The following is a 21,318-nucleotide window of genomic DNA, read 5'->3' on the forward strand; positions in this document are numbered from 1 at the left end:
TTCAGATAAAAACTGTTGGGTTGACGCAGTCCCTGTAGGAGTGAGCCTGCTCGCGATGGCGGCTTAACGTTCAGCATTGATGTCGACTGACACACCGCCATCGCGAGCAGGCTCGCTCCCACAGGTTTTTTGCATGAGTCTTAAAAGGACGACTGGATCTTGATCCCGCCAATCAGCGCGTCATCGACCTGGTCCACGCCACCGGGGTGGCGGATGTATTGCAGGTTCGGGCGCACGGTCAGCCAGTTCGTGACGTGCACGCCGTAATAGAGTTCGGCGCTGTATTCGGTGTCCTGCGGTGGCAGGAAGGACGGGGCGTTGTAGTCGAACACGGCGCGGGCCTGATTGGTTGCCTCGGCGTTCTTGCGATAGGCCGGGTTGACGTGGACGCGAGCCAGGGCGAAACCGATATCGTCCCTGGCGCGTGCATCGAACAAGCCTTTGTAGACGACGCCTGCCTGGACATAGTTGTCGATGGCGTTGGTCTTCTTGTCGTGCATCGTGCCGTTGGCGAACACGCTCAGGCCGCGGGAGTTGTCGCTGGCGCGGCTGGTCAATTGCTGCTGCACACCGAGCCACACACCGTGTTTGCTCGACGCGCTGCGGTAAGCCTCGCCACTCAGGGCGGCCGGCTGACCGTTGCTGTCCTTGTATGCGTCGGTGGCGTTAGCACTGCTGTAGTAATAGCCGGCGCGGTATTCACCCGGCAGGCCGTTGAGCTTCGGCGACCAGACCAGTTCCACCGGCAGGATCGCACCCTGGGTGCCACTGCCGCTGAGCTTGAAACCATTGTCGCGATCAAGGTTCGACGGGTTTTGCTCGTAGGCGCCGACCTGCGCGTACAGCTCAGGCGTCAGGTGATATTTGACCCGCATCGCCCATTGGCTGACCGGCCAGTTGTACCAGATACCACCGACCCAGTTGCCGACCTGCGAGCCGCAGAACGCCAGGTTCTGGAAGTCGCAGGGGAAGCTGTTGAAGTCTTCGCCTTCGCCGAAACGGCCGACTTTGATATCGAGCTTCTGATCGAAGAATTTCTGCTGATACCACATCTGCGTCAGGCGCCAGGTCTGGCCACGGCCCCAGACTTCCTGAGCCGAGGTGAATCCGCCCACACGCGGATCATTGATGCGGTCGTTGCTGATGTTGTTGCCGTTGCGCTCGGTGATGGTCAGCTGAAATTCGGCGTCGTCCCAGCCCAGAATCTTCTGCAGGTCCAGGTGCGTGCCGAGGCCAAACTGATCGCTGTAGCGAGCGGTGCGGTCATGGTCGTAACCGCCGTGCAGATTGCTTCCCATTTCGCCGGTGTAATCGACTTTGAAGTCGTAGCCTTTTTCCGAAAGTTCGGTGCGCGTGCCGTTCCAGTCGCCGAGCATCCACGGCGACTCACTGTCGAAAGCCGGAGCGGCCTGGGTGCAAGTGGCGAGGCCCAACGCGGTGAATCCGCCGATCAGGTTCAGGGCTTTTCGATGAGCAATAGGGGTGCAGACAGCGCTGTCTCGCGGAGTTGGGAAGTCGGACATATAAGTAGAAATTCTGATCTTTTTCTGGGGGTGAACTGAAGGCAACGAGATGGATCGGGCAGTGAAGCGTTTCAGCTTAAGGGCGGCAGGATAATGATCTGTTACAAAGAGAGAAAGCGCTTTTACTGACATGCAGCTTTTCGGAATTGGTAACAGTGCATTAACCGGCAAAAAAATGCACAACCTGTAGGAGCAAAGCTTGCTCGCGATGGCGCCGGCTCAATCCAACATCTATGTTGACTGGCAAGACGCCATCGCGAGCAAGCTTTGCTCCTACAGGGTTCTATTTGCTCCTACAAATCGCTGTCGTTGGCCTACAGTTAACTGAGTCCTTCCCCCCATCGAAGCCCTCGGCTAAGGTGCGCGGCTTCTTTATTCTTTCTTCGCGCAAAGGCCCGGCATGACCGAACAGAACAACAACCCGCTGCACGGCGTGACGCTGGAGCAAATCCTCAACGCCCTGGTTGATCACTACGAATGGTCGGGGCTGGCCGAGCGCATCGATATCCGCTGTTTCAAGAGTGATCCAAGCATCAAGTCGAGCCTGACATTCCTGCGTAAAACCCCGTGGGCGCGGGAGAAGGTCGAGCGCTTGTACGTGAAGTTGATGCGCACCAAGCGCCCGGTCTGAGCATGGTTAGCCTCTCGACGCCGGGGTCTGCCGCGAGGCGTCGTTTTGTGGCCGTGGCGGCGGTGCTTGGCTGGGCGGGACTGGGCATTCAGCTGTACCTGATTTTCTACTCACGCTGGACGCTGGAGGCCAGCCTGCTCGGCGGGCTGGTCAGCTTCTTCAGCTATTTCACCGTGCTGAGCAATACGCTGGTGGCGACCGTGCTGACCTGTGAACTGACGTCCCGCGAGTCGGCGGCGCGCCGCTGGTTTTTGCAGCCGTGGGTGAGTAGCGGTATTGCCGTGAGCATCGCCGTGGTCGGCCTGGCCTACAACGTGTTGTTGCGCCATTTATGGCATCCACAAGGCTGGCAATGGCTGGCCGATGAGCTGATGCATGACGTCATGCCCCTGCTGTTTCTGGCGTATTGGTGGTGCTGTGTGCCGAAAGGCGCGTTGCGACTGCGGCATATCGCTGCGTGGGTGATCTATCCAGTGGTGTACTTCGCATATTCGTTGTGGCGCGGGCATCTGCTGGCGGTTTATCCCTATCCGTTCATAGATGTCGAGAAGCTGGGTTATCCACAGGTGTTTGTGAATGCCGGGGGGTTATTGGTGGGGTTTGTGGTGATTGCGCTTGTGTTGATTGGGCTGGATCGCTGGCACGCGGGTCGAAAGTGAGCATCCACTGTGGCTAGGGTGGCTAGGGTGGCTTCTGTGGCCAGAGGGTCTGTGGTCAGAGGGCCTTTGTGGCGAGGGGACTTGTCCCCGTTCGGTCGCGAAGCGGCCGCAAGACCATGCGACTCGGTTCAGCAGATTTCAGGTCTGCTTCGCAGCCCAACGGGGACAAGTCCCCTCGCCACAAAAGCCCCTGACCGCAGAAGTCCTCTGACCACAGAAGCCCCCGGGCCACAGAAAACTCGGCAGCGCAAAAGTCGCGGTCACTCTTCGTCGCTGTCATCCAGTCGCCAGTAACCCACGGCTTTGACGAACTTTTCATCCAGTCCATGCTCATCGAGCAACACCCGGCGTATCTGCCGCGACACTTTGCTTTCGGTCGCCACCCAGGCGTACAGGTTGCCGCTGGGCACTTGCAGTTGTTTAACGGTGTTGAGCAAGTTGTTCTTCCCGCCTTCGCGCAAGACCCAGATCACATTCACCTGCGCAGCGCTTTCCAGCTTTTGTTGCTCGGCACCGTTCTCCACTTCGATGACCGCCAGCACCCGGCGATTGGCCGCCAGGCTTTCCAGGCGTCGAGCGATCGCAGGCAGGGCGGTTTCGTCACCGATCAGCAAGTAGCTGTCGAAGATGTCCGGCACGACCATCGAGCCCCGTGGCCCGCCGATGTGCAGGAATTGGCCGGGTTTGGCTTGCTCGGCCCAGGTCGAGGCAGGGCCGTCGCCGTGCAGCACGAAGTCGATGTCCAGTTCCAGCGTGTTCAGGTCGTAACGACGCGGTGTGTAATCGCGCATGGCCGGCATCGGCTGATCGGTTTTGCCGGCACCGAGCACCAGGGTTTCCAGCGCCGCTTGTTCCGCCGCGGTTTGTGGAAACAGCAGTTTGACGTGGTCGTCCGTGCCGAGGCTGACGAAGCCTGCGAGTTCCGGTCCACCCAGCGTGATGCGGCGCATGCGCGGCGTCAGGTCGACTACCCGCAACACTTCCAGACGACGGCGTTTGATCTCGTGGCTGACACGGTGGATGGTTTGCACGATCACTTCGGTCATTCGGCTTGCTCCTGAGCGGGTTGAACGACAGGGCCATCGACGATGGCTTTGGCGGTGTTGTTGAGCAGGTCGCGCACCCGCAGGATTTCTTCCGGGCTCCAGCGGCCGTGATGCATCTGCAAGGCATGACGCAAGTTGTGCACTGCTTCGTGAATCTCGGCGGGGCGATCATGGCCGCGCAATGAGCGCTTGCTGACTTCGATGCGCATCCGCACGCCGTCCAGTGCGATCGCCTGATCGCTTAATGACAGACGTCCGGCCTCGGTGATGGTGTAGCGTTTTTTCCCGCCCTCGGCGTCGCCCAGGATCATTTCGCTTTCTTCAAGGAAGGTCAGGGTCGGGTAGATCACACCGGGGCTGGGGCAGTAGGCGCCGTCGAACATGCTTTCGATCTGGCGGATCAGGTCGTAGCCGTGGCAAGGCTGTTCGGCGATCAGCGCCAACAGCAGCAGTTTCAGGTCACCGGGGGCGAAAACCCGGGGACCGCGTCCACCGCGTTCGCGGCCGGGGCGTTTCTCGAAGCCGTCGTGGCTGTCACCGTGTTCACGGTGGGGGGAATGATGGTCTCTCATTTTTTGCTTTCTCTCGTCGTGTTTAGATACAACTTAAGATATATCTTAACGAGAGCGCAAGGACTCCCGACCAGTGGCCACCCCGAGCGTCGCGTCGGGTCGAAGCCTGCAATATCAAAAAAATGGTGGTTTTTAATTCAGTGAAAAGCCAGAAATTAGTGTTAACTCTCTAATGTTATGTGCGTGCCTAATGTTTGCTGGGTATGTAGTGTTAGTCCTACAGAAGTGACTTCCTTAATATCTCGTTGTTATCGCGGATAGAGCAAGAATTGTAGTCTGTGTCTTACAGCCAGACAGTCACTTTTATGTTATTTCAGGTTTTTTCTTTCCTCGCTAATGCACTCTGGCTACGCGGTTGTCGGAACTTGCCTGCTTACTTTCCAGAATAATTGGCCGATCATCTTTCGGCGTTGAAAGTTCATCTGAATAAAGGGTTGCTCGTGACGGTTCCACTTATCCAGTAACGTTCAACGAATCGATTATTTTAAAACGACAGGTACTGACTAATGTTCAAGAAAATCGCGTTTGCTGCTCCTTTGGCTGTTCTGGCACTGAGCTCCTCGATGGCGTTTGCCGCTACCGAGGCCAAGCACTCCATCAACATTGTGGCCCACGTTCCGGCCGACGATTTCTACGCGGTGCCGGTCGATGCGGACCTGGTCAACAAGGACCAGGACATGAGCTACAACCCGTCTACCGACTCCATGAGAACAGTTGACGGGCACTTTGACGTGCTGCACACCGCCGGCAAGGTTCACGCCCGCCTGGAAGGCGTGCCGAAGCTGATTGCCGGTAACAAGACCATCGACCTGAAAGTGGAGCTCAACGGCAAAACGCTGACAACCACTTCGCAGGAAGTTGTTGGCGAAACCGAGTCCAACGTCCGCTATCGCGCACCGTTCAAAATCAGTGCAACAGGCGGCAAGCCTGATGCAGGTGATTACACCGGCGTTGTCCTGCTGGTAGTTGAACCTTCCGTCTAAGTAAGACTCGCGGCAGAACGTTTACTTATTCAAAGTAACGTAACCGGTCGGCAAACGTTCGGTTTGTCGGCCGGGTTTTGACTTCCTTGTAATCAGAGTACTTGTTCATGTTCCCGATGACGCCCATCGCGGCAGCGCTTGCGTTGCTGTTATGTAGCAGCGCATTTGCGGCGCCGACTTCTATTGATAATACCCCCAGAAGTTTGCTGGCCCAGGCCAAGGGTCTGCCGGCGGATTTCGAGGAGCATTTCTTCGATGTGCCGTTGGCCGTTCGGGTCGAGCTCGATCAACAGCCCCTCGGCGAGGCGATGATTGTGTTGTCCCGCGACGACCGGGTGACGTTGCTCGATTTCACCGATACCAGCGAAAGCCGCTTTGACGCCAGTGAGCGCCAAACCTGGGCCGATGTGCTCAAGCCCGGCGTGGCGCTGGGTGCCTGTACCGGCCAGTGCCCGGAACAGATGCTGGCGGTTCACTACAACCTGGAAAGCTCATTGCTGTCGATCGTCACCGAAAATGCCGAGCGCGACACTCAAGCCAAGCGCTTTTACGAACAGCCCGAAGGCGGCAGCAGCGGCTTGATGGTGCGCAACCAGCTCAACCTCAACGGCGGCCAGGATCAGGATCTGGGCGGGCGTTTCGGCCTCGAAGCCAGTGGTAGCCTTGGCAACTGGAGCCAGACCATCAACATGCAACTGGCACGTCTTGGCGGCCCGGACACCAAGACCTACCACGCGGTGCATGAGCTCTACACCCAGCGCGAACTGCAAGGCAGTTTTTTTCGACTGGGTTATTTCACCCCCAATTCCGAAGGCCTCACTCGTCAGCCGCGCTCGTTTGGCACCAGCCCTGATATCGCCGTGGGCGTGATGTACGGCAGTTCTGACAGCCTGGCGATCGACAGCCCGAAACCCAGTGTTTATCCGATTTATGTCACCGCCAATCGCCAGGCCTCGGTGGAGATTTTTCGCGATGGTTTACTGATCCACACCCAGTCAGTCCCGGCAGGTTTGCAAACCCTTGACACCCGGCCATTGCCCGGCGGTATTTACGAAGTGGAAGTGCGATTGATCGAAGACGGTCAAACCACCACGACCACCCAGGAACTGATCTACAAACCGATCAACTGGCGCAATCTCGATGAGCGCTGGCGCTACAACCTGTTCGCCGGGCAGGAAAACAAACTGCTCAGCAACTGGGATCAACAGAACGACGGTGACGCGACGGCGGGAGCTGCGATCAATTACCTGCTGCATCCTCGAGCGATTCTAGGGTTGTCGGCACGTCAGGTCCGCAACACGCTTCAGTACGGCAGTTCCATCGACTGGAGCCTGGCCAACAGCATCAACCTCTACGCCAATCTGTACCAAACCGAAGACCACGGCAGCGGCGCCGATCTGCAAGCGCTCTACAACTATGGTTCCGGCAGCCTGGTAGTGAGCCATAACCGCAGCTGGCTCGACACCACCAACACCTACGACACGTTGCCCGACGGCACCCGCGTGCGCCAACGTAACGTGTTCATCGGCGAGACCAGCAATTCATCGCTGGCATTGAACCACCGGATCAGCCGCAAAAACTCGCTCAACGCGCGGGTGTCTCACAGCGACGGCAACGTTGAAGGCGTCGGTCTGGATCTGGGTTGGACGCAACGCATGACGCTGCTGGGCAGCGATGCCAACTGGCGACTGTCGCTGTTCGATCGTCCGGGCAGCTACAGCAGCGGCGATGCGCGTAATCGCGGGGTTGATCTAAGCATCAACATGGCATTGGGCGGACCTGGCCAGCAAGTATCCGGCAGCATCGGCTCGCGTACGGCCCGTGACGGCAGCCGCGACAACAACGCGTCACTCGGTTACCGCAAAGACCTGCAAGACCATGTGCTGCAAAGTGTCTCGGTAACCGCGCTCACCGACACCTACGGCGTCGGCTTGTCGAGCCTGACGAACTTTCGCACCGATGCGATCAACGGCGACGGTTTTGTTCAGCGTTCATCCTTCAATGGCAACTTCACTGGCGGCGTAAACCTCGACAGCACGGTGGTCGTTGGTGGTCAGCGCATGGCCCTGACCAGCCAGCATCAGGGGCGCGGCGCCGGGATGATTGTCGACATCGAGTCCGATATCGACGGCATCGCCCTGCGCGCCGACGACCTCAGTGGCGGCAGCGTGGCGTTGCGCCCGGGGCGCAATTTCATTCCGTTGACGGCCTACAGGAACAGCTCGGTGAGCTTTGATTTCGAAGGCAACCATGTGCCGGCGGCGAGCATCGAACCTTCCCGTACCCGCTATCACCTCAACAAGGGCGGCGTGGATTATCGCCAGGTGCGGGTGATGAAAACCCTGACCGTGCTCGGGCGCTTGCTCGACGCACAAGGAAAGCCGCTCAAGGGGCATCACGTGATCAACCATGCCAGCCGTGGGGTGACTGAAGTCGACGGGTTTTTCTCGATGGAAATGAACGCCGGTTCACCGACCCTGGAGGTGCGTTACGCCAATCAGCTGTTGTGCTGTTTCCGCCTCGATGCCAATCGTCATCGCAGTGAAAACAACGTGTTGATGATCGGTGATCTGCAGTGCACGCCGGACACGCTGGCTGATGCCAGTTCCTTTGATCAGAAGGCAGGTTGAAGCCATGAAAATCTCTACTATCGGCCTGGCGCTGGCGATGACACTGGTGGCTCCATCGGTCGGGGCGGTTAATCAGGAGATCCGGGCGCTGTTCACCCCCGATCCCTCGCAGCCGCAAAAAAACGTATTCATCAACAAGACCCCGAACAGCGGCTATTGCGCGACTTACCCGGACCAGTGCCAGGACAACAATATGTTCAGCATTCGTTTGCCGATTCGCTTCGGACCGAGGGCAAACATCGGGCGTCTGGATCTCATCCCTGTGAAAGTACCGGCCAACTGGCGGCAACTGACGGTGACGAACAGGCAAACACTGGAAACCGAAACGGTCGAGGTGCGCATTACCGGTGTTGGTTCCGAATACGTCCTGAGTCATTCGGCCGCCAGCCTGGTCGGTGTGACAGACATTCTCGAGGGACATCAGAAACTGTGGTACGGCAGCAGCTGGGTATACGCGCCACCTCCTTGCGAGTACAGCGGTGTAGGGGCGTACTCACCCAATACGTATCGATTCTTCTGGAAAACCCCGGCAGAGGCGGCCTGCAACAAAAGAACCTACTTTGCTATCCCGCACATGTCCTTCGAAAATCTGGATATTGCCTATGAACTGCGCACGCCTAACCCGTTGGGGATGTCGAGCGGCCTCTATACCGGTTCGATGAGCTATCGGGTCGGCCAAGGCGCCGATTTCGACTTGGGAAGCATGCCTGCGAACGACAGTAACCTGACCCTGGACTTCGTGCTGGACGTACAACACACGCTGAAGGTCGATCTTCCTCCTGGCGGGGAAAAAATTCGGTTGACCCCGGCAGGTGGCTGGCAAAGCTGGTTGCAGGAAGGGCGCAAGCCTGTACGGCTGTTCCGGGATCAGAGTTTCAATATCTCGGCGTCGACGCGTTTCAAAATGCACCTGGAATGCGAAATCGCCATAAACCCTTTCGAGTGCATGATCCAGGACCGCAGGACCGGGCGTGCGGTTGAGGTACAGGTCAGTACCACGCTGCCAAATGGCCTGACCGACCTCGCCGGCCAACCGGTCAAGCAACGCCGGCTACGTACCGGTGCAGCGAATGCCCAGCAGTTTCAACCGAGCTTTTATGTGGAAAGGCGTCCAGGCGTACTGCACTTCGAAATTCCATCCAGTCAGATGGGTTTCATGCTCAGCCCCGGTCAGGCGGGCTACTACGCCGGCAACGTCACGGTGATCTGGGATTCGGATCTTTGATGGGCTGCGTATCGCCAGGTGCCATCCGTGTTGTGTTCAATGTCATGAGGTTCAAGGGTATGAAACGTCTGTGGTTGCTGTTGGGTTTGAGCGGTTTTTCATTGGGTCTTCAGGCCGGGCCGCAGATTAACGTCGGAACGGTTTACGACTATCTGGATGGTGACAAGAGCACCTACCTCAAGCGTGTGTTCAACCGCGGTGACAGCACCGCGTTCGTCAAAGTCAACATCCTGGAGATCCTCTACGACGACGATGGCACGTCCCGTGAAGTGCCGGTCAAGACACAAGCGGATGAGAGTGGCCGTGATGGCTTGATGGCCAGTCCCGCGCGCTTGATCGTGCCGGCCAATGGCATGCAAGGCACACGCTTGCTGCTGATGGGCAATCGGGACACCGAACGATATTTTCGCGTGCGCTTTGTGCCGGTGGTGCCGGAAAAGGAAGACGACTTTGCGGTGTCCAGCGAGGAACGTGATGAGTACAAAAAGAATCTGTCGGCGGGGGTCAACGTCATGACCGGGTTTGGCACGGTGTTCTTCGTGCGGCCAAAGGACACTCGTTTCGACAGCGTGATCAATGACGCAGCCGAGCGTTACACGCTGCGCAATAACGGCAATACGGTCGTGGTGGTCGACGAGTTTCGCAACTGCTCGCTGAAGGATGAGACCGAGTGCGAGCCGACTACCAAGCACCACATCCTTGCGGGCAAGACGTTCGAATTCGAGAAAAAGCCCGGTCGCGAGTACCGCTTCACTCTGGTCGAGGGCAACGCGAAAAAAACGCTGCGCATCGCCAGCAAGCAATGAAGAGGTGATCGGTGATGCAACAGATAACTGACATGATCAAGCAAGCGACCGTCGCCGGATGCGTGGGTGCCTTGACGCTGATAAGTGCTTGCGCTTTCGCGGCGCGGGAGGAGCAACGTTCGAAGTGTCGGCGGATATTCCGACCCTTGGGTTTTATGTAATCCCGGCCGAGTCGGACTGGATTCACCGACCGCAGCGGTTGAACTGGAACCCTTCCACAAAAACCCTGAGCAGCGTGCGCAAGTATTTCGATGTGCGGCATGACACCAGCGCCATTGAAGCGCGCCTGGAGGCCACCCCCTACCTGTCGAACGGCAGGCCGAGTGACAACATGGCATTGCGGGTCAGTTTCAACGGGGTGGAGTTGAGCCCGGACCTTTCTTCACGGCTGGTGGTGTCAGCGGCTGAAGCGGCGGCAGGCACGCGGGTGTTGCTGGAAATCGCGCCAGTGAAGCCGCCCGGGGGATACCGCCCGGGGGATTACGACGGCAACGTACTGTTGTTGTTCAACGCCAGGGCGCCGGGGGAGTGAGCGCAAGCAGGCGCTTCGGTTTTCAAGGCGCTCGGGTATCGGCCGCCACTATTGAACTGAATGTCTGAAACTCACAGTCGCGATGTCGGAACCGGCGCACACGCGACACTGCTACCCGGTTGCAGGTACGGCATCAGAATCGGCGCCATCCCTTTGAGCACTTGCACTGGCAAGGCCGAAGTGAACTTGAACGCTTCGGCCGATTGCCCGGGCACGAACGCCGTCATTGTGCCGAAGTGACGATCGCCGATGTAGAACACAAAGGTCGCGGTGCGGTTAATGGATTTCGAACTCAGAATTCGCCCACCCGAACCGAAGGCTTCGATGCGGTTATCGCCCGTGCCGGTTTTGCCGCCCATGGCCAACGGTTTGCCATCAGGCGTTACGAAACTGCCGGAGATACGTTTGGCTGTACCGGCATCTACCACTTGCGACAACGCTTCGCGCATGGCTGTGGCTACCTCGGAAGGCATCACCCGTTTACCGACATCCGGGTTATTGATCAGTTTGGTTTCATACGGCGTGTTCGCCGCGAAGTGCAGGCTGTCGATGCGCAGTGTCGGCATGCGCACGCCGTCGTTGAGGATGGTACCGATCAGCTCCGCCAAGGCTGCCGGACGATCGCCGGAACTGCCGATGGCGGTGGCCAGCGACGGTACCAGGTGATCGAACGGATAGCCGACTTTCTGCCAGCGCTGGTGAATGTCGAGGAACGCCTCGATCTCCAGCATGGTGCGAATGCGGCTGTCGCGGGCAAGCTTGTGACGGCTTTTGAACAGCCAGCTGTAGACTTCCTGGCGTTCGAACTGGCTGGCTTTGACGATCTGGCTGAACTTGGCATCCGGGTTGTTCAGCAGGTAGCCCATCAACCACAAATCGAGCGGGTGGACCTTGGCGATGAAGCCTTGGTCCGGCAAGTCGTAGGCCCCAGGGCCGTAGCTTTCGTAAAGCCGTTGGAGACGTTCGTCGGTCAGCTTTTCGGTGAGCTTGGCGCCTTTGAGGTGCGAGCGCACGAACATGTTGAAGCTTTCCTGACTGGCCTGCGGCAACAGATACCGATGCACCGCGGCCATGCGAATCGGGGTCGGGCGCATGCTGTCGAGGAAGGTTTCGAGCCGCGCCTGGGTGTCCTTGTTCTTGTACTTCTTCCAGAATTTCAGGAGGAACGATGTGCCTTCGCGGTCGGCAAACGAAGCCAGGTATTCCTGACGCCGAGGGTCGCGGTCGTCCTTGAGCAATTCGGCGCTGCTGTTGGGGCCTGAATAGGTGGTATAGCGCACCAGATCACGCATCAGCCGAATGAACGGCAGGTTGATCGACTCACGTATTGCATCGCGTAGCGTCGGCATGCGGCCGTTGTCTTCCTTGCGAAAGTTATGGAACACATGCAACCCGCCACCGGTAAAAAAGGCTTCGCCGGGGCTGGCGGAGTATTTGCGGTCCAGCGCGGCGCCAAGCATGGCTGGCAGGTTGCGGTCTTTATTCTGGATCAGGTAATCGACGGCCCAGCGACTCAGATGGTCCTGCTCCGGGACCTCGACTTTCTTCAGTTCCGGGACGGTCATCGTTGCGTATTTATCGTGCAGCTCGGCCATGATCTGCAAATAGGTGGTCAGCACACGCATCTTGGCGGTGGAGCCCAGCTCCAGCTTGCTGCCTTCATTGATATCGAACGGCTGGTCGGTGCTGTCGGTCTGCACCCGCACCCGCGAGCCGTCCGGGGTCAGTTCGAACAGCGTGAAGCTGTAGCGCACCTGGGCGGTACTGGTGGGGGTCAGCAGGCGTTCGCCCATCAAGCCGATTTGCGTTGCAAACACAGGGTCGGCCAGATGCTTCAGGTACTCGGTAGCCTGGGTTTGCAACTCGCCTTGCAGGGTGCTGGTGGCGGAAAGATCAAGGCGATCGAGGTCGTACAGCGGACGGTTGAGCAACCCGCCCAGACGACTGCGTGCCACGCTGATGCCCTTGTTGGTTTCGATCGGCTGAATGGTTGGCTGTGTCTGCCAGTCGCGATAGGTCACTTTGCTGGCCAATGCCGCTGCCGCGAGTGGCGCATCGATCACGTCATTCTGTGCCAGCAGGCGAATGTGGCTGTCGGTGAGGTCGGCCAGTTCCTCGCGCCCCTTGGTCAGGTAGTGGGAAGGGCGGCGCTGGGCAATCATCAAAGACAGCATCTCCCGCAGGGCCAGACCTTTTTCCGACATGCTTTTCGGATCTGTCTCCTTGCTGGCCAGCCGCTCGTTGGCCTGGTTGAAATCGGCGCCGTACCAGACGCGCAAACCTTCGGCCATGCCATGCACTTCACCGTGACCCGGTACTGCCGACAGGGGCACGCTGTTGAGGTAATCGCGAATCACGTTCTGCCGGGCTTCGAGGGTCTCCGGTCCGGCCTGATAGGCGCGCACACTGGCAGAAATCATCTGCCGGATTTTTTCCGCGCCCGACACGGTCAGGCCATCGGGCGAATGCCGGTACTTCTCAAGTTGCGTTGCCAGGGTACTGCCGCCCGCCGACTGGCCCGGCAGGTGCATTAACTTGGCGACCTGGGACCACGCTGCCATGCCGAACCGAGGCCAATCCACGGCAGGGTTGGCCCGGGGCTGACGGGGATCGAGCAGAAAGCGGTTTTCGATGAACAGCAAACTGTTGACCACCACAGGGGGGATCGCCGCAAAGCTTGAATACAGTTGTTGTGGGTACTTGTACTGGTAAAGCGGTGCCGCACGGCAATCGGTGATCACCAATCCAGCCTGGATTTTCTCCGCGTAGGGCACGAAAAAGCCCTTGTCGGTGTAGTCCATCAACTTTTGCGAAAACCGGGTCTGTGACGCCACAACGTAATCACGCTTGATCAAACGCGGCAGGAACTCACCCAGAGAGCTGTAGCCCAGGCGCAAGTCGAAAGGACCGGCACCGGGATAGCGAATGGCATCGCTGGGACCGGGTTTGAGCTCGTAGCTCAGGGTGGCGGCGTATTGGCTGAGTTCCCGGGATTGAAACTTCGACGTGCGCATTTCCTTGGCCGCAGCCAACCCCAGGACAATCAGGATAATCAGCAACAACAACCAGAACGCCCACCAGCCGTGCTTTGTGCGACTGCTTCGGGGTTTTTCAGGTAAAGGCGTTTCGTCCATACGTCCAGTCGGAACCACATTTTTACTCGAATCGGTTTGCCACAAAACGCCCATAGTCGACTGATCCATTTACGCAGATTGAGAGGACTTGTCTGAAGCTTAGACGGTGGTTGGCGTTGGTGAAAAAATTGTGGATACACAAATATCATGGATCCACTTTGACTTGTGGCGAGGGCGCTTTTGTGGCTCGGGAATTGGTGAGGGGCTTTATGTGGTGAAGGGATTGGTGAGGGGATTTATGTGGTGAAGGGGATTTATGTGGCGAGGGGATTTATCCCCGTTGGAGTGCGAAGCGCTCCCTTTTACCCTTTCAGTCATACCGCATCCACAGGTTTTACGGTCGCTGCGCAACCGAACGGGGATAAATCCCCTCGCCACATAAATTTCCCTCACCACATAAATCCCCCTCACCACATAAAATCCCCTCACCACAGGGAGTTCGGTAGCCACAGAAGAGGAGTGACGTTACAACCAGCAGACATCCCATAGCGGGTAATCGCCGATTTTGTCTACGAGCCCTGCTCTCAAGGGATTTGCAACGATGTATCGAGCGAACGGCAGGAGTTCTTCTCCATCGCGGATTGCCCGGTCGTGATAGCCGGTTTGCCACAAAGAGCCACTTCGGCCTGTCGTTTTGTTCACTGCCTGGGCGCATCGGGATTTGGTAGCACCAATGACATTCCCTAAATTGTCGTCTTGCAATTGCATCAGCCAATGAAAGTGATCAGGCATAACCACCCAAGCGATTGAATTCACCAGCCCGGAGTCGTGAGCCCGGCGCAGTTCTGCGACAAGCAAACGCCCCAACCGCCAATCAGAAAATAGGGGTTGTCGATCGTGAACAACTGCGGTGATGAGGTAGGCACGACCGTTTTCGGAGTTTCTGCCTAAACGCAGGCGATGGGAGTTTGGTTGAGTAGGCAATCCATTGCTTCCTTACGTGATCGTCAAGTGACGCTTTCAGGCTAGTACGCAGTGGTCTGTATCGACGCTGAGACTTTTGAGTGAAATTTCTGATTGCTACGAAAGATTCACAGCAGTGGTGGGAGCACCTCTGTGGCAAGGAGATCGATGTGGTGAGGGTATTTATGTGGTGGGGGGGATTTAATGTGGCGAGGGGATTTATCCCCGTTGGAGTGCGAAGCGCTCCCTGTGTTCTTTCAGTCATACCGCATCCACAGGTTTTACGGCTGCTGCGCACCCGAACGGGGATAAATCCCCTCGCCACATTAAATCTCTCCTCACCACATCAATCCCCTCACCACAGAGGTTGGGGAGTCTGAAAGACCTGAACTAGAGCCATCGGCCGGTAACTTCTGCGCAGGCAGGGGCATGACGATGCACCATTACCGTGCAATACTCCGCGCCGTTTCATTGGCGAATAATCCTACGTAATGCAGGTAATGCCCCTCCGTAAACCGGACTTTTACCGAGAGTTCTCGCTAAATGTTGTGGTTTATAGAGTGAAAAACCCTATAGGAAGCTTTTTATACTGCACGCCCCGCTGATCTTGCAGGTTTTGTCCTACAAGACGGGTTTGCCCACGAAGCAGGCCTGGTTTCAGAAAAGCATTGGCTTACCGGTCAGCGCTTCGACACTCGGTGGTCATATCCAATAACAAGACGAGGTTGTACCCCTATGCCAGGCAATCACCTGTCCAATGGCGAGACCGCTCAAGGCGGCCCGCTCAAACGCGAACTCGGCGAACGGCATATTCGTTTGATGGCGCTCGGTGCCTGTATCGGCGTCGGCCTGTTCCTCGGTTCGGCCAAAGCCATCGAGATGGCTGGTCCGGCAATCATGCTTTCTTACATCATCGGCGGTCTGGCGATCCTGGTGATCATGCGCGCCCTCGGCGAGATGGCGGTGCACAACCCGGTCGCCGGCTCCTTCAGCCGGTATGCTCAAGACTACCTCGGCCCATTGGCGGGCTTCCTGACCGGTTGGAATTACTGGTTCCTGTGGCTGGTGACCTGCGTTGCGGAAATCACTGCGGTGGCGGTGTACATGGGCGTCTGGTTCCCCGATGTGCCGCGCTGGATCTGGGCGCTCGCCGCGTTGATCAGCATGGGCTCGATCAACCTGATCGCGGTGAAAGCCTTCGGTGAGTTCGAATTCTGGTTCGCCCTGATCAAGATCGTCACCATCATTGCGATGGTGATCGGCGGTATCGGCGTGATCGCGTTCGGCTTTGGCAATGACGGCGTGGCGCTGGGGATTTCCAATCTCTGGGCACACGGCGGCTTCATGCCCAACGGCGTGCAAGGCGTGTTGATGTCCCTGCAAATGGTGATGTTCGCCTACCTCGGCGTCGAGATGATCGGCCTGACCGCGGGTGAAGCGAAGAACCCGCAGAAGACCATTCCCAATGCGATCGGCTCGGTGTTCTGGCGGATTCTGCTGTTCTACGTCGGCGCGTTGTTCGTGATCCTGTCGATCTACCCGTGGAACGAAATCGGCACCCAGGGCAGCCCGTTCGTGATGACCTTCGAGCGTCTGGGCATCAAGACCGCCGCCGGTATCATCAACTTCGTGGTGATCACTGCGGCACTGTCATCCTGCAACGGCGGCATCTTCAGCACCGGGCGCATGCTCTACAGCCTGGCGCAGAACGGTCAGGCCCCGGCCGGCTTCGCCAAGACTTCGAACAACGGCGTGCCCCGTCGCGCGTTGCTGTTGTCGATCTTCGTGCTGTTATTGGGTGTGCTGCTCAACTACATGGTTCCGGAGAAAGTGTTCGTCTGGGTGACGGCGATTGCCACCTTCGGCGCGATCTGGACCTGGGTGATGATCCTGCTGGCCCAGCTCAAGTTCCGCCAAGGCCTGAGCGCCAGCGAACGTGCCGGCCTGAAATACAAGATGTGGCTGTATCCGGTCAGCTCGTACCTGGCGCTGGCGTTTTTGGTGCTGGTGGTCGGCCTGATGGCGTACTTCCCGGACACCCGCGTGGCGCTCTATGTGGGGCCGGCGTTCCTGGTGCTGCTGACGGTGTTGTTCTACATGTTCAAGCTGCAACCGACCAATGTGTCGCAGGGGGCGGCGGTGCGTGCTTCGTAAGGTGTAACGCCTGAAATGAAAAAGCCCCGGTCGTGATGATCGGGGCTTTTTATTGGCTGGCAATCATGTGTCGAGCAAGCTTTTGTGGTGAGGGGATTTATCGGAATGCCGCACCACCCCGTTGGGCTGCGAAGCAGTCGTAAATCCATAGCACTCGGTATACCTGACAAATCGCGACTGCTGGTTTTGGGGCGGCTGCGCCACCCAACGGGGATAAATCCCCTCACCACAAAATTCCCCTCACCACTGTCGATATCAAGCGGCGGCGACCTGAATCGGCTGATTCAGGCGTTTGTTGAATTCCAGCCACGCCCCCAGCAACGCCATCACCCCGGCCCCCACCAACGCGGTGAAAACCTGCATGGCAAACGCATCGTCGGTCAGGGCGTTGAGCATGTCCGCCAAGGGCGCCAACAGCACGCCGAGGCAGAAAACTTCCAGTGAGTAGCGCCCCATGCGGCAGCATTGCTGCGCGAGCCAGTTTTGCGTCCAGCCGTTGCCGGGCAAGAGCCTGGCGGTGACGTAGGCCAGCGCCAGGAAGTGCAGCAGACGGACCGGCGACAGATCGGTTTTGCTGATCGGGTACAGCAGGTTGCTCAGGCTGGCGGGCATCAGGGCATCGTGTATTTGCGGCCAGCGCAAGGAGACAGTCATCACCCCGGTCACCACCACGTACACCGCTGCGCTGACAAACAAGGGCTGGCGCAACAGCGGGCGAGTGTCGGGCAACCGTGGCCGCTGCCCGTGAATCGCCATAAAGCCGCCGAGGATAAACAGCAGTTGCCAGGTGACGGGGTTGAAGTACCACACACCGTCCTTGATGGCCGCCAGGTTCCAGCCAAACCGCGGTGCCAGCAAGTACACCGCCAATGACACCGCTACAACCGCCCACGGCTTGCGCACCAGCAACGGCAAGACCAGTGGCAATCCCGCCAGCAGCACGATGTACAGCGGCAGCGGGTCCATCAGGTTCGGCTTGAAGCGCAGCAGTAACTCATCAGTCAACGCTTGCTGGGGGTTGCTGATGAAGTGATGCATGCCCATTTCCTCCACCAGATCGCGGGTTTCCACATGGCTGTTGGCGAAGAACACGATGCCCATCAGCATGGCCAGCAGGAAAATATGGACCACGTAGAGCACCCAGGCGCGCCGCAGAATCTTCACGCAGGCGATCAGGTAACCCTCGCGCGCAAGGATTTTGCCGTAGGCCAGAACGGCTGCGTAGCCGGCGAGAAACACGAATATTTCTGCGGCATCGCTGAAACCGAGATTGCGCAGGGTGATTTGACCAAGGGGGTTGTGAGGCACGTGATCCCAAAAAATGAAGATCAGTGCCAGACCGCGAAAAAAGTCGATTCGGTGATCGCGCTCAAACGTCATGACGGCAGGCTCGTGAACGGGTGTCGGGATAAGGAGTAGCCGAAGGGGCCAAAGGAGTTGCGTGCCGCACATCGGCGGCGCGCAGGGTGGCGTGATTCGCGGGCAATTGCAAAACCGGGATATTACGGGATGTCTCCTGGCATTCAGGCAAGCCTTGACCGCTGGTCTGAAAGGTCCGCCCACCTGTGATTTCTGACAGTAGACAAGTTCAAAGTTTTATGACGTGAAACGGGAGAATCACCATGAGATTTTTGTGGAAAGGATTTTCCAGCTACACGGTAGTCGGGGTCGCCAACACGCTGATCCACTGGCAAATTTTTTTCCTGCTGAGCGTGGGGGCCGGCCTTAGTCAGGCGGTCAGCAACCTGGCTGCCTTCTGCGTTGCCGCCTCGTTTTCCTTCTACATGAACGCGCTGTATACCTTCGAAGCCAAGGCGTCGGTCGGCGGTTATCTTCTATTCTTGGGAGCTATGGGGGCGCTGAGCCTGGGCGTCGGCCATGCCGGTGACGTATGGAGACTTCATGGCCTGCTGACGGTGTTTATCTTTTCGGCATTGAGCCTGGTGCTTGGCTTTCTGTTTTCAAAGTACGTGGTCTTTCGCGAGCGCAGTGCATGAGAGTCTCGTTGATCGTTCCGGTATTCAATGAAGAACAGGCGATCAGCCTGTTTTATCAGGCCGTGCGTCGCGAGTTGAGGCTTGACCCGGCTGAGGTCGAAATCGTGTTCATCAACGATGGCAGTTCCGACCGCACGGCTGAGGAGGTCAAGGCCCTGGCGCAGGCCGATGAACAGGTCTTGCTGATCAACTTCTCGCGCAACTTCGGCAAGGAGCCGGCGTTGTTCGCCGGCCTGGAGTATGCCACCGGCGACGCGGTGATTCCCATGGACGTCGATTTGCAGGACCCGATCAGCGTCATCCCGCGGTTGATTGGCGAATGGCAAAAAGGCGCGGATGTGGTGCTCGCCAAGCGCCGGGATCGCACCACCGACAGTTACCTGAAACGCCACAGCGCTTCGCTGTTCTACCGTGTGCTGAACCGCATCGCTTACACCCGCATCGAAGAAAATGTCGGCGATTTTCGGCTGATGGATCGCAAAGTGGTCGACGTGATTCGCGCGCTTCCCGAGCACCAGTTGTTTATGAAAGGCGTGCTGTCATGGGCCGGGTTCAACACTGTGGTGGTGGAGTACGAGCGCGCCGAGCGAGTGGCGGGCACCAGCAAGTTCAATGGCTGGAAGCTCTGGAACCTGGCGCTGGAAGGCGTGACTTCGTTCAGTACGGTGCCGTTGCGCTTATGGACGTACGTCGGTGGCGGAATTTCGATCTTCGCGGTGCTCTACGCGGTGTACATGGTGCTGGACAAGATTTTCTTCGGCAACAGCGTCCCCGGTTACCCGTCGTTGATGACGGCCATTCTGTTTCTCGGCGGCGTGCAGTTGATCGGTATCGGCATCCTCGGTGAGTACGTCGGCCGCATCTACATCGAAGCCAAGCATCGGCCGCGTTATGTGGTGAAAGACATCATTGGCGGCAAAGACCGGCTCGGGTTTTAGCATGGGCAGGTTCAGCGACTTTTTCAGCAAGGAACTCGGGCGTCGGCAGGTCTGGCTGTTTTTTCTGTTGGCGACCTTGGTGTATGTGGTGCCGTTGCTCCTCGCGGACTATCCGTATATCGATGACAACTGGCGATCGTTGTCGGCCGGTTTGGCTTGGACGGGGCAGGGGCGGTTGTTCAGCGAGCTGTTCTACAACCTGCTGACGTTCAGCAATGCCGCGCCGAACATCTTTCCGCTGCCGCTGTTGATCGCCACACTGGCCATGGCCGCGGCGCTGACCAGTCTGACGTTTCATTACTACCCGCAACCGACGATTGCCTGCTGCCTGGTGACGCTACCGCTCTGGTACAACCCGTTCTTTCTGCAAAACCTGTCTTATCAATACGACGGGCCCGCCATGGCGTTGAGCGTGGTGGCGGTCATCTATGCGATCACGTTCCGTCCCCCCTCGCGCATTCAGCAGTGGCTGATGCCGTCCTTCCTGGTTGCCTTGGCGATAGGGCTGTATCAGGTGAGCTTCAATGTGTTTCTCGGGTTGTGTTGCGTGGAGGTACTCAGGGGCGCCAATGACAAACTGGCCTGGCCGCAATGGTGTGGGTTGATCGGCTGGAAAATCGCTCAGGCCTTCCTGGGCTGCCTGATTTACGCTGTCAGTGCTTATCCGTTCACTCAACACAATCGCACCCTGCTGCTGAACTGGAACGCGGAGCCGTTGCTGCAACTGCACGTCAACATCGCCAGGGTGCTGGAAAAAGTCGTGCTGCTGTTTCACGGCGGATTTACCTGGGTGTTCGCCGGGTTGTTGCTGTGCGCCATTGCAGGCGCGGTTCGCCTGGGGCTCAACGTCGTGGCGCGTCAGGACAGTACCGCGAACAAGATGCTGATCGGCCTGATCTGTGTGCTGGCATTACCGGCAGTGACCTTACTGATGTCGGGTATGGCGCTATTTTTCCGGGACTTCAATGAAGGCGCCAGGACCTTGATGGGCTTCGCGGTCCTGTTGGTGCTGTTGTTCTATTTGAGCCATCTGGCGCTGGCACGAATCCACCAGCGGCTGCCGCTGTTGTTGGTGATTCCGTTGCTGGCGATGCTTTCGCTGTCGTACGCCTACGGGCGCGTGCTGACGGTGCAGAAAGCCTTCGCGGCCAGCGCGCTATTGAGTCTTCAACACGACATCGTGTCGAATCGACAGCTGTTCGAAGCCAAGCGCATTTACATGTCAGTGACCTATTCCGATCACTGGTTGCTGGGGGCAGCAGGCTCGTTCAAGCAGATGCCGGTGTTGCACTATCTGCTGAACATCGACTTCTACATGCTGGCCGAGAACCTGCCGAAAGTGGGGATCACCAACGTCGTTGCGGAGAAGGAGCGACGTAACGCGACCCGGGTGGGTTATCAGGGTTATCCGCCGCTGGTGGAGAGCCAGTACTACCGGATTTATCTGATTGGCGATTACGGTTTTATTGTCATGAAAGAGCCAGCGCCGATTAAGAGGCTGCACTGGTGAAAGGTGAGGGGCACTGTTCGCGACGATATCGTTAGATGTGACCGTTGGTCTGGAATCCTCGCCTGCCTGTTATTT

Annotated in this window: 16 protein-coding genes and 1 pseudogene; 11 read left to right on the top strand and 6 right to left on the bottom strand. The window is 58.0% G+C overall.

What is annotated here, in order from left to right:
* Positions 1 to 140 precede the first annotated feature (140 nt).
* On the bottom strand, positions 141 to 1,523 hold the full coding sequence (locus IB252_RS22200; protein WP_192410261.1) for a carbohydrate porin: 1,383 nt from the start codon (positions 1,521 to 1,523) through the stop codon (positions 141 to 143).
* 400 nt (positions 1,524 to 1,923) lie between these two features.
* Between IB252_RS22200 and IB252_RS22205 the strand changes: the two genes are divergently transcribed.
* Positions 1,924 to 2,154 (top strand): VF530 family DNA-binding protein, encoded by a 231-nt coding sequence (locus IB252_RS22205; RefSeq protein WP_111452034.1) that lies wholly within the window; start codon positions 1,924 to 1,926, stop codon positions 2,152 to 2,154.
* Positions 2,155 to 2,156: 2 nt separating this feature from the next.
* Positions 2,157 to 2,813, top strand: a complete 657-nt coding sequence (locus IB252_RS22210) for a Pr6Pr family membrane protein (RefSeq protein WP_192410262.1) — start codon at positions 2,157 to 2,159, stop codon at positions 2,811 to 2,813.
* A 260-nt stretch (positions 2,814 to 3,073) separates the two neighbouring features.
* Here IB252_RS22210 and IB252_RS22215 read toward each other — a convergent pair whose 3' ends face one another.
* Together IB252_RS22215 and IB252_RS22220 are read right to left on the bottom strand one after the other, a co-directional pair.
* The gene (locus IB252_RS22215) at positions 3,074 to 3,859 is read right to left on the bottom strand and encodes a siderophore-interacting protein (RefSeq protein WP_192410263.1); all 786 of its coding nucleotides are present in this window, start codon (positions 3,857 to 3,859) and stop codon (positions 3,074 to 3,076) included.
* The gene (locus IB252_RS22220; protein WP_192410264.1) at positions 3,856 to 4,431 is read right to left on the bottom strand and encodes a PadR family transcriptional regulator; all 576 of its coding nucleotides are present in this window, start codon (positions 4,429 to 4,431) and stop codon (positions 3,856 to 3,858) included. Before IB252_RS22220 ends, IB252_RS22215 begins: the two co-directional genes overlap by 4 nt.
* A 506-nt stretch (positions 4,432 to 4,937) precedes the next feature.
* Here IB252_RS22220 and IB252_RS22225 point away from each other — a divergent pair.
* The 5 genes and pseudogenes from IB252_RS22225 (at position 4,938) to IB252_RS22245 (ending at position 10,607) form a co-directional block, all read left to right on the top strand.
* A complete protein-coding gene (locus tag IB252_RS22225; protein ID WP_192410265.1) occupies positions 4,938 to 5,414 on the top strand; it encodes a CS1 type fimbrial major subunit in 477 nt (158 codons plus the stop codon).
* A 107-nt stretch (positions 5,415 to 5,521) separates the two neighbouring features.
* Positions 5,522 to 8,044: a CS1-pili formation C-terminal domain-containing protein gene (locus tag IB252_RS22230; RefSeq protein WP_192410266.1), complete on the top strand. Its 2,523-nt coding sequence runs from the start codon at positions 5,522 to 5,524 to the stop codon at positions 8,042 to 8,044.
* Positions 8,045 to 8,048: 4 nt separating this feature from the next.
* The gene (locus tag IB252_RS22235; protein WP_192410267.1) at positions 8,049 to 9,269 is read left to right on the top strand and encodes a hypothetical protein; all 1,221 of its coding nucleotides are present in this window, start codon (positions 8,049 to 8,051) and stop codon (positions 9,267 to 9,269) included.
* A 59-nt stretch (positions 9,270 to 9,328) separates the two neighbouring features.
* Positions 9,329 to 10,075, top strand: coding sequence for a molecular chaperone (locus IB252_RS22240; protein ID WP_192410268.1), 747 nt, complete (start codon positions 9,329 to 9,331; stop codon positions 10,073 to 10,075).
* Between the two features lie 32 nt (positions 10,076 to 10,107).
* Positions 10,108 to 10,607: pseudogene (locus IB252_RS22245) on the top strand (CS1 type fimbrial major subunit).
* Between the two features lie 71 nt (positions 10,608 to 10,678).
* Here the strand turns inward: IB252_RS22245 and IB252_RS22250 are convergent.
* Positions 10,679 to 13,795, bottom strand: a complete 3,117-nt coding sequence (locus IB252_RS22250; protein WP_192410269.1) for a transglycosylase domain-containing protein — start codon at positions 13,793 to 13,795, stop codon at positions 10,679 to 10,681.
* Positions 13,796 to 14,206: 411 nt separating this feature from the next.
* Positions 14,207 to 14,665 (bottom strand): REP-associated tyrosine transposase, encoded by a 459-nt coding sequence (locus IB252_RS22255; RefSeq protein WP_192410270.1) that lies wholly within the window; start codon positions 14,663 to 14,665, stop codon positions 14,207 to 14,209.
* Positions 14,666 to 15,379: 714 nt separating this feature from the next.
* On the opposite strand from IB252_RS22255, the gene IB252_RS22260 reads away from it, so the two are divergent.
* Complete coding sequence (locus IB252_RS22260; protein ID WP_192410271.1) at positions 15,380 to 16,798, top strand: amino acid permease; 1,419 nt, start codon at positions 15,380 to 15,382, stop codon at positions 16,796 to 16,798.
* Between the two features lie 255 nt (positions 16,799 to 17,053).
* On the opposite strand, the gene IB252_RS22265 is transcribed toward IB252_RS22260, so the two are convergent.
* Positions 17,054 to 18,178 carry an OpgC family protein gene (locus tag IB252_RS22265; protein ID WP_192410272.1) on the bottom strand — a complete coding sequence of 375 codons (1,125 nt, stop codon included), beginning with the start codon at positions 18,176 to 18,178 and terminating at the stop codon, positions 17,054 to 17,056.
* A 242-nt stretch (positions 18,179 to 18,420) separates the two neighbouring features.
* Between IB252_RS22265 and IB252_RS22270 the strand changes: the two genes are divergently transcribed.
* Genes IB252_RS22270 through IB252_RS22280 form a run of 3 tightly spaced genes read left to right on the top strand, consistent with a single transcriptional unit; the run spans position 18,421 to position 21,243 of the window.
* On the top strand, positions 18,421 to 18,795 hold the full coding sequence (locus IB252_RS22270) for a GtrA family protein (protein WP_111452022.1): 375 nt from the start codon (positions 18,421 to 18,423) through the stop codon (positions 18,793 to 18,795).
* Complete coding sequence (locus IB252_RS22275) at positions 18,792 to 19,733, top strand: glycosyltransferase family 2 protein (protein ID WP_192410273.1); 942 nt, start codon at positions 18,792 to 18,794, stop codon at positions 19,731 to 19,733. Before IB252_RS22270 ends, IB252_RS22275 begins: the two co-directional genes overlap by 4 nt.
* A gap of 1 nt (position 19,734) precedes the next feature.
* Entirely contained in the window at positions 19,735 to 21,243 is a 1,509-nt protein-coding gene (locus IB252_RS22280; protein ID WP_192410274.1) for a glucosyltransferase domain-containing protein, read from the top strand.
* Positions 21,244 to 21,318 lie beyond the last annotated feature (75 nt).

It is taken from the genome of Pseudomonas sp. PDM10, assembly GCF_014852295.1.
Classification (GTDB): Bacteria; Pseudomonadota; Gammaproteobacteria; order Pseudomonadales; family Pseudomonadaceae; genus Aquipseudomonas.